Source organism: Paenibacillus sp. 01T422 (assembly GCF_056398785.1).
On the sequence record NZ_JBFTQB010000159.1, the window covers coordinates 1 to 9,147 of the forward strand.

Sequence of the window (9,147 nt, forward strand, 5' to 3'; positions counted from 1 at the left end):
TTAAGGAAGTGATCTCGGCCAAACTTCTATTCGGGAAGCACCATGCTATTCGCAAAGTGATGAAGCAGTGGGGCACGACGCCTGCGCGAATGATCTATGTTGGAGATGAACTAAGAGATATCGAGGCCTGCAAAAAATTAGGCGTGCCAATCGTCGCTGTTACTTGGGGGTATGATGCCCCGCGCTTGCTGTTAAGAGGCCAACCTGATTATTTAGTAAACACCCCTGGGGAGCTGCTGAGAACACTTCTGACATTAGCTTGATGGAGAGAATGAAGAAGAGACGCATAACGCTCCGCGTGTAGCTGCCTAGGCATGACTGAGGCGGCTATTTGCGTTTCCAGCTGAGGGGCGAGGTCAGTCGGGAGTCGTAAGATTCGCAGTAAGGGCCATTCATCATGTAAAATGGAGGAGAGGCTGTATTTTTCAAATAGGGGGAGTGTTATGTTATTTTATATCGTCTTTTTTGTGGTTACGGCCATTGATCAAATTTCAAAGGTTTGGATTCGTTCTATGTTGAAGGTGGGAGAATCCATGCCATTCTATAAGGACATTATTTCGTTTACGCATTATCAAAATACAGGAGCAGCAGGCAGTTCGCTGCAGGGCTGGGCGCGTTATCTCGGCATCTTTGCAGTCATTATTGTCATAGCTATCTTATATTACAGGAAGAAAGGACGTCTCCAAGGCGTTCTATTGCAATGCGGCGCAGCATTGTTCGCGGGCGGAGCGATAGGGAATGCGATTGAACGATTGCTTTTCGGCAAAGTGACGGATTTCATCGTCTTTCGTTCAGGGAACGGCATCATGAATCTGGCGGATTTGGCCATTAATTTGGGCGTTATATGTTTTGTATTGGATATGTTTTTCTCACTGCGGCGAAGAGGTTTCCGCAAAGAAAAAACCGCCTCATAGATTGGGTCTAATATACTATGTTATATAGATCTAAAGAACTATTTGTGGTATCCTATTCTACGACAGTATGGATTGTGTTGATGTTAGACTGGGAGATGGTCGTGTGAGTATGGAGAGACAAGCTTTGATCGATGATTTTTTTGTCATGATTCGTAAATTGAATAAAACAGGCGCTGACATTATCCATGTGAGGGATTTCTTCTGGAGATCTTCCGGAAAGCGCGGTTTTGTTACTCCTACGGTTGAATTTATGACGGTGCTCAAAACGTATAATATTGTGTTATTTCATGAATTCCGCAAATCACTTGTCCCTAATACGAGTATGCATATATTAGCGAATGTACACATGGAAGCTGGAGAAGCATTGATTAGTCTAGGCATTACAAGCTTAGAGCAGCTACAGTTGGCGGTAAAAGGCAAGATATCGGAACTGCCAGCAGAAGAGTAGAAACCAAGCGAAGACGAATGTCTCTGCTTGGTTTCTTTTGTGTATGTTCTATGCTAGTCTTCCTTATTCTGCTGAAGTGCGGCAAGAAGCTTGTCAGCGAGCGAGTTCCCGATTCCCGATTGATCGGAATATTTCTCAATGAGTTGACGATTGGCCTTGGCTGAAGCACGACGGCCGCCGCCGGAGGCTTCATTATCGATTTTCTCCACCACGTTGCAGGGGCGGCATTGGAAATACTTGCCGGATTTCCCTGTGTGGATCTCCATTTTCTTATGACATTGAGGACAACGGTGATTCGTCAGCTGGCCGTCCGCTTCACGCTTGTAAGAGCATTCCCGGCTGGAGCAAACGAGATAACGCCCGCGTTTGCCTTTAACTTCCTGAAGAAATTCCCCACAGTCTGGGCATTTGCTGCCCGTTAAGTTATGCGGTTTATACGCCGCGTCGCTCTTCTTAACCTCATTAACTAATTCCACGGCTTTGGTCCGAATACCACTCAAGAATTGCTCCATGCTTCCTTTGCCCTTCGCAATACGCTCGAGCTCAAGCTCCCAGCGTGCCGTCAGTTCAGGAGAACGCAGCTCTTCCGAAGCGAGCTCAATGAGCTGCTTGCCCTTGCCCGTCGGGATGAGTTGGGAGCCTTGACGCTCAATCGTGTCGGAGGACACGAGCTTCTCAATAATATCCGCGCGAGTTGCCGGCGTGCCGAGACCCCATTTCTCCATCTGCGATAGCAGCGAAGCTTCATTGTACCTGCCAGGTGGTTTGGTCTGGCGATTCAGTTGATGAGCCTGTTTAACAGTGATGCTGTCCTTCTCTTTGGCCTGCGGCAGCAGCTGAGACATGTCGTCATCCGTGTCTGATTCTTCGCGATCCGGATCGGTGAAATCGTTCGTGCCGTACACTTCTTTCCAGCCGGCTTGCTTGACTACTTTGCCTGAGGCATACAGTTTCTCACCGGCAATCTCGACGGTCAGCTTTGTTTCATCGTAGCGGCAAGGACCATAGAACAAGGCTATGAATCTGCGTACGATCAGATCGTAGAGCCGCCGCTCATCTGCGCTTAGAGTTGCAAGCGAAATGGCTTCGCCGGTCGGTATGATCGCATGGTGGTCGGACACCTTGCTATCGTCGATAATGCGTTTTGTGATTGTTAACGGCTTACGCAGTAAGGAAGCGGCAAGCGGTGCATAGGGACCAATCGCTGCGCCTTTGAGTCTGCCTGCCAAAGTCGGCCCCATATCCGAAGTCAGATAACGTGAATCCGTCCGGGGATAGGTAACGATTTTGTATTGTTCATATAATCGTTGCAGCACGTTCGATGTCTGTTTGGCCGAAAAGCCGAACTTCCGATTGGCGTCGCGCTGAAGCTCGGTCAAATCATAAGCAAGCGGATGAGGAATCTGCTTTTCGGTTTGTTGAACCTGGGCGATGCGGCCGCTTTGGCCATGCAGCTTCGCCTTCAATGCATCCGCGCGCTCCTTATCGAAAATGCGCGAGTCGCCTGTTTTGGGGTCCCGCCACGCCGCGCGGAAAGAGCCCAAATCGGCTTCGATCAACCAATAGTCGACAGACCGGAAATCCCGGATTTCCGTTTCGCGGTTGATCATCATGGCCAGCGTGGGCGTCTGCACACGCCCAGCGGACAAGGACGCGCCGAACTTGCTGGTCAGCGCGCGCGTCACATTCAGGCCGATCAGCCAATCGGCCTCGGAACGGCAGACGGCTGCTTGATACAGCCGGTTGTAGTCTGTGCCAGGCTTCAGCTGTGCGAAGCCTTCGCGAATGGCCTGATCCGTCTGCGACGAGATCCAAAGCCGTTTGAACGGCTTCTTCCAGCGGATCAGCTCCATAATCCAACGGGCGACGAGTTCCCCTTCGCGCCCGGCGTCTGTTGCAATCACCAGCTCGGCGAGATCGCCGCGCCGGCTCAGCTGTTCGATGCCGCGGAACTGATGCGACGTTTCTTTCATGACTTTGAGCTTCATGCGCTCAGGGAGGATAGGTAGATCCTCCAGATTCCAGGTTTTGTACTTGGGGTCGTAATCGTCAGGCTCGGCAAGGGAAACGAGGTGGCCTAGCGCCCAAGTGACGACATATTTGGGGCCCTCATAATGGTGTTTTTGCTTCTGATTGCAGCCGAGGACGCGGGCGATTTCTTTGGCTACGCTCGGTTTTTCGGTGAGTACAAGAATTTTCATAGGAATAATAACCTCATTTCGTATTACAAATTAGCATAAGCGAAAGAAGTTTTCTTTTCAAACATGATCACAATATGGGAAAATGTCCCTGGGAGAAAAATGTCGAATAATCATTTATTCTGCCTGTTTTTGTCCTAATTTCAAGGTATAATAAGCATATGAGATAAGAGAGGAGCTTAGAATGGGACGCAAATTTGCTTATTTCTCCAGCCAATCGATGAAAATGAGTTTTCAAATGTGGATTGGCGTCGCTATTCTGGCTTTAGCCTTTTCCATTATTGTCCCCTTTTATTGGATAGAAAAGAAGAACCGAATAGATGAAGCGGAAGATCAGCTCAAACAGATGATCACACTGCAAAGTTTATATATTGAAAAATGGAATCAGGAAAAACTGGATACCGTCGAGCGATTTGCCCTTTCGGATTATGCTAAATTGCATCAGATGGAAGAATTAAAAAAGGAATTCCATAACTATACACGGCTCAATTCGGAGTTTGACACACTGAATTTCGTCGAGCCGAACGGGATTATCTATACAAGCAGCGACACAGCTATCTATGTAGGGGACCGGCCGTTTTTTAAGAATGCGCTAGAAAATAAGAGTTTTATTTCGGGGGTCGACATCTCGCGAGAGACAGGTAAACCGATCATTACTTTTTCAGCCCCGGTGCTTGGCAATCTGAATGATTTTAATGGCGTCGTGATGGGGGTCGTGACCCTGGATATGCTGAATAAGCTAATGAAACAGCTGCGTTTTGGCGAAACAGGAGAGGTCTATGTCTTGGATGCGAAAGGCCAAGTTGTGACGGCATCAGGTAATTCAAGTATGAGCGAGGCGAACTCCAATGTCTTCATGTCATCTGAAATGATTGAAAGAGCGAAAAGCGGCACTACGTCAAACAAGGTCTATACCGGGTTTCATGGTGAAAAGGTCTTCGGTCAATACCAGTGGTCGACGGGGAAAAATTGGATTGTCGTAGGTGAGATCACGCAAAAAGAGGTTTTTCAAAAATTAAATCAGCTGAGCATGACGATTATTATTATTTCCCTCATTGCTTTAATTCTTAGTATCCTTGCAGCCCTCACAATAGCTTCCCGCATCGAGCGACCTATTCGCTATTTGCTCCGAGCCACTCAACACATTCGTAAAGGAGACTACCATTACCAGATTGATGCAGACGAAATCAGAAATGCCCCGATTGAGCTCAGATCGTTGGTTAACACATTTAATCTTATGTCTGACAAGCTTAATACGACTATTACGCTGCTAGAGGAATCTGCGTTGGTCGATCAATTGACGGATATTCCTAATCGCAGGTATGTGATGTCGGACGGGAATGAGGAATTGATGGCTTGTATCGCAGCGGGTTATACGTGCTCGGTTATGATGATGGATATCGATCATTTTAAAAAAGTGAACGATACCTACGGGCATTTGGTAGGCGACCGTGTGCTGCAGCAGGTAGCTTCATTGTTGAAACAGCTGGCAAGCAGCTATATCATCGTGGCGCGTTATGGCGGTGAGGAATTTATTCTGTTATGCCTCCGTCAAAATGCGCATGACAGTACTCTTCTGGCCGAGCAGATCCGGCAATGTATTGAAACGAAGCCTTACTCCGATGAGCAGGTAACGGTCCAGTTAACGGCGAGTATTGGCGTAGCGGAATTCTCGTCCAAACTGGAGTTTGGTACGATGGTACTTGAAGATATGATTTCCAGAGCGGATCATGCGCTGTATCGCGCAAAATCGGCGGGACGAAACCGGGTGGAGCTAGATCGATGAGAAATCATGGGTCTGGCTATTTTCGGTTTGGGGGTGAGTGGGATGGTGGAGTGGGGCTACGTGTAATTAACGCCGTTTACTACTTCTATTTTCCGCGGATAGCCCACTTTTTTCCAATTAGTTGGGTTTTCTACCGCTAATTTCGCCAAAACTGGCATCATTCGGGTAGATACTCGCGATTTAGATGGAGTTTCTGCTGCTATTTTGTTCCCTGCCACTGAGTAGCACAGAATAAAGGTAGCTTTTCCATCTATTTCAGCCGAGGCGGAGTAATAGTTGTTGTTGGAGCTGGAGTCCGTGGAAACGGTCGCTTAACCATTTGCTCCATCGTCGAACTTGTGATCGGAGTGGAACTGTTTTTTCATACAATTTAGTGGTCAGAATATTGAAGGTTTAGTGTATAATAGTCAAGGAGTTAAAGAATTACCAACATTTGGGGGGTTATCCATGCAAAATGCAAGCGCAAGACCGAYGGGAATTGGAAGATTGTTAGACCGCAGCTTCCAATTATATCGCAAACACTTCGTGGTATTAACATTCATCATGCTAATTTTATACGGTCCATTTTATCTGCTGGAGCAATTGCTCACTTTTCAAGAAACGGCGACAACTTCGGGGTCCATTATTGAACAAATTCGAAATGGTGGTTCGCTGCAGGACATGTTTGGACCGAACTCTGCGTTCCTACAAAATGATCCTACTTTACATGGTAAGGGCTACGTATGGAAAATGCTGATTTTGGCGCTGGTGTTAACTCCGATTATGATTTTAGGTCTTATGCCAGCTTCAATCGCATCTGTTGTTCATCTAGTGAAGGCTAGTTTTTATGGGGAAGAGACGCCAAGGTTAGGGCAATTATTAAAAAAATCATTTTCTCGTTTTTGGCCGATGGCTGGCAGCACGTTCGTATTCGGACTCATCATGGTTGGCTTTTATTTTGGCATGGCCATCATTGCCATTATCTTTGCTGTCATTTTTGCAGTTGGCGGAAGCTTCTCAAGCACAGTAGGTGGATTTGGTGGCGGTGCTCTAGCATTTGTCATTGTGTTTTTTGTCATTATTGGATTAGGAGCGCTGTTTACATTTGCTTATTTTATGATTCGTTGGAGTTATTATTTACCTTATGTAGCTCTGGGGGAAGAATCGATTGGCATTGGGCGCAGTTGGGGCTTATCGCGTAAAAGCTTTTGGCGCTTGTTTGGGATGTACGTTGTGCTCACTCTCATTTTGTACTTGTTTCTAGCCGTCGTGCAGATTGTTATTGCCGCTGCTTTTGGGGTAGGACTTGGGGCGCAGCTGCTTCAAAGCTTGGCTTCTATTCTGGTTATGTCACTGTGGTTCCTGCCGTATGTGGTTAGCTTCTTTGACCTGAGGGTACGCAATGAGGGATTGGGCTTGCAGTCTTTGATCGATAGTACGATCCCAGATTCTTCAGTAAACTATCTACCTATTGATCTGGATAAAAAGAATGAGCTATAGTTTCGTAATTTCTTTACAGGATGACAAAGAGCAGTTGCTGCAAATATTGAAACAGGATGAATACACAGCCTATGAAGCCAAAAAGAGTGACTCATTGTGGTCATGGCTGGAGCCCGTTTTTCGGAAAATACGGAGCTGGCTGCCTCATTTTGAAGTATCTGATTCRGTTACGGACTGGTTAACTGTAGGGGTGGCTATTCTGTTGTTAGGAATTGCAGCTCTTGCGATTTACTGGTTTCTGAAACAAATCATGTGGCAAAAGCGGGTCCGTTCGGAAACGTTTATGCCACAAGGTGAGGTAAGCCGGTCGTACCGCTATTATTGGCAGCAAGCATCGGAGCTTAAGGGAGTAGGCGATTGGAGAGAGGGAGTGCGCTCCGTCTTTCTGTCGTTCCTGTTTTATATGGAAGATGCACGCTTGATTAGTGTGGAGAAATGGAAAACAAACTGGGAATATGCGGAGGAGCTGACGGGCACAGCTTCATCGCTAGTTCCTTTGTTCCAGGAGAGCTCGCTGCTTTTCGAACGAATTTGGTACGGAAAAGAAGCTGTAACTGAGCAGCAGTTCACATGGTTGTATGAACAGGTAGCCAGGGTTATCGCCAGGAAGGAGGAAACCGCGGATGACGAAAGGGCTGAATAAGCTTCATGTGGGACTAGCCCTCAGCATCGTGCTGTTTCTTGCACTAGGGTACTGGCTCGTGAAGCCGAAGCTGCCAGATTTAGCTCCGAATCTATCCTTTTCTGCAGATGTAGATGGTACCAAAGCTTGGAAAGAGCTGCTTGGCACTAAGCAGTCTGCTGTGAAGGAATGGCGGCTGGATTGGAAGCACTTGCCTAGCGGAACCTCAATGCTGTTGGTCGCCATACAACCTTCCGCTGTGATGAAGTCCGATCGGGAGCATCTCTTGAAATGGGTGCAGGCGGGGAATGATGCGATTATTTTTGATCGTGAACCGCAGGGCTGGGCGCCTTGGGAGACGGTTCGAGTGGATGGCGGTGCGAAGGGGACACAGGGAAAAGCGGACGAGTTGGGTGTACAGGATAAGCCAAACGAGCCGGGTAAAGAGGATGAACAGGACAAGCAGGATAAACAAGATAAACAAGATAAGCAGGATAAACAAATCATACAAGTCAAACAAGTCAAACAAGTTAAACAGGATACAACGGCCTCAACGATTCGCGTTTCGGCGGGTTATGCGTCAGCAGAAGGGAAGCTGACAGGCAAAGTCGAAAGCTCTTATCGGATCCAGCCCGGGGGTAGTGGGCAGGCGCTGTTTGAAGATGAGCGCGGCGTGCTCGCCAGCCGCGTACAGGAAGGGGCGGGCAGCATCACGATGGTGCTGACCCCGACTTGGATGCAGAATGGGACAATTGATGAAGCGTCCCATTTCGAATTAATCTGGCCGTTATTCGCGAAGTCCTGGGACGCCGTGTGGGTCGATGAGACCCATCACGGCTACGGGACGAAGCCCGGACTGCTGGCCGTGTATCCCGCGTGGCTCGTGCTGGCGAGCGCGCAGCTTGGTCTTGCGCTGCTGCTGTGGCTCTGGCTGCGCGGCAAGCGCTTCGGCCCCGTCCACACGCCGCGGGCGTGGACGGTCCGTCGCGGCGACGAAGGCGTGCACGCCGTCGCCGCTTGGTACGAGCGCCTCGGCTACAGCCGCGAGGCGCTGACGCAGCAGCAGCTGTTCCTGCGGCAGCTGCTTTATCAGCGCTGGGGGCTTAGCCCCAGCGCTAGCGCTTTGCAGGCCGCGGAAGCTGCGCGCGGCCGCATGTCTGAGGCGCAGGCGGCGCAGCTTGTGCGCCTGCTGGCGGAGCCGCCGGCAGAGAGCGGCGGCGTGAGCACCACAGCGTTCGTGCAGCGAACGCGGGAGATGGGCGAAATGATCGCCTACTTGGAGAAGGAGTGAGCGCAATGAATGAATTGATACAAGCTATGGAGCAGCGCGTGTTCGGCCAAAAGCTGAACACCAGGCTGCTTGCAACCGCCTTATTAGCAGGAGGGCATGTCCTCCTTGAGGGAGTGCCAGGTCTCGGAAAAACGAAGATGGCGCGCACCCTCGCGGAATTATCTGGTGGGGTATACCGCCGTATTCAATTTACGCCGGATTTGATGCCTGCAGATATAACAGGCAGTGTTATATACCAAATGCAGGACCATTCATTTACGACGATTCAAGGTCCTATCTTCACGAATGTGTTGCTGGCTGATGAAATTAACCGTTCTGGGCCGAAGACGCAAGCAGCACTGCTCGAAGCGATGGAGGAGCGTCAAGTGACGATTCAGGGGAATACGTACAAGCTGCCTAGTCCTTTCAT

9 protein-coding genes are annotated in these 9,147 nt (G+C 49.0%); 8 read left to right on the plus strand and 1 reads right to left on the minus strand.

What is annotated here, in order from left to right; translation table 11 throughout:
• From AC1DUA_RS11510 to AC1DUA_RS11520, 3 genes are all read left to right on the plus strand, one after another.
• On the plus strand, positions 1-263 hold a 263-nt coding region (locus AC1DUA_RS11510), incomplete at its 5' end, for an HAD hydrolase-like protein (protein ID WP_477499878.1).
• Between the two features lie 180 nt (positions 264-443).
• Positions 444-914 (plus strand): signal peptidase II, encoded by a 471-nt coding sequence (gene lspA, locus AC1DUA_RS11515; protein ID WP_477499879.1) that lies wholly within the window; start codon positions 444-446, stop codon positions 912-914.
• 103 nt (positions 915-1,017) lie between these two features.
• A complete protein-coding gene (locus AC1DUA_RS11520; RefSeq protein ID WP_477499880.1) occupies positions 1,018-1,362 on the plus strand; it encodes a hypothetical protein in 345 nt (114 codons plus the stop codon).
• 53 nt (positions 1,363-1,415) lie between these two features.
• Here AC1DUA_RS11520 and AC1DUA_RS11525 read toward each other — a convergent pair whose 3' ends face one another.
• Positions 1,416-3,563: a DNA topoisomerase III gene (locus tag AC1DUA_RS11525; protein WP_477499881.1), complete on the minus strand. Its 2,148-nt coding sequence runs from the start codon at positions 3,561-3,563 to the stop codon at positions 1,416-1,418.
• A gap of 181 nt (positions 3,564-3,744) precedes the next feature.
• Between AC1DUA_RS11525 and AC1DUA_RS11530 the strand changes: the two genes are divergently transcribed.
• The 5 genes from AC1DUA_RS11530 to AC1DUA_RS11550 all read left to right on the plus strand — a co-directional run.
• Entirely contained in the window at positions 3,745-5,346 is a 1,602-nt protein-coding gene (locus AC1DUA_RS11530; RefSeq protein WP_477499882.1) for a sensor domain-containing diguanylate cyclase, read from the plus strand.
• A 447-nt stretch (positions 5,347-5,793) separates the two neighbouring features.
• Entirely contained in the window at positions 5,794-6,825 is a 1,032-nt protein-coding gene (locus tag AC1DUA_RS11535) for a hypothetical protein (RefSeq protein ID WP_477499883.1), read from the plus strand.
• Positions 6,815-7,468 (plus strand): DUF4129 domain-containing protein, encoded by a 654-nt coding sequence (locus AC1DUA_RS11540; RefSeq protein WP_477499884.1) that lies wholly within the window; start codon positions 6,815-6,817, stop codon positions 7,466-7,468. The genes AC1DUA_RS11535 and AC1DUA_RS11540 overlap by 11 nt, the downstream gene beginning before the upstream one ends.
• A complete protein-coding gene (locus AC1DUA_RS11545) occupies positions 7,449-8,738 on the plus strand; it encodes a DUF4350 domain-containing protein (protein WP_477499885.1) in 1,290 nt (429 codons plus the stop codon). The genes AC1DUA_RS11540 and AC1DUA_RS11545 overlap by 20 nt, the downstream gene beginning before the upstream one ends.
• Positions 8,739-8,743: 5 nt before the next feature.
• Positions 8,744-9,147, plus strand: a 404-nt coding sequence (locus tag AC1DUA_RS11550; RefSeq protein ID WP_477499886.1) for an AAA family ATPase, incomplete at its 3' end; no start/stop codon positions are given.

Excerpts from the sequence above, each read along its gene's own strand:
- AC1DUA_RS11545 (WP_477499885.1), top strand. The coding sequence starts at position 7,449 with ATGACGAAAGGGCTGAATAAGCTTCATGTGGGACTAGCCCTCAGCATC.
- AC1DUA_RS11525 (WP_477499881.1), bottom strand. The coding sequence starts at position 3,563 with ATGAAAATTCTTGTACTCACCGAAAAACCGAGCGTAGCCAAAGAAATC.
- AC1DUA_RS11530 (WP_477499882.1), top strand. The coding sequence starts at position 3,745 with ATGGGACGCAAATTTGCTTATTTCTCCAGCCAATCGATGAAAATGAGT.
- lspA (WP_477499879.1), top strand. The coding sequence starts at position 444 with ATGTTATTTTATATCGTCTTTTTTGTGGTTACGGCCATTGATCAAATT.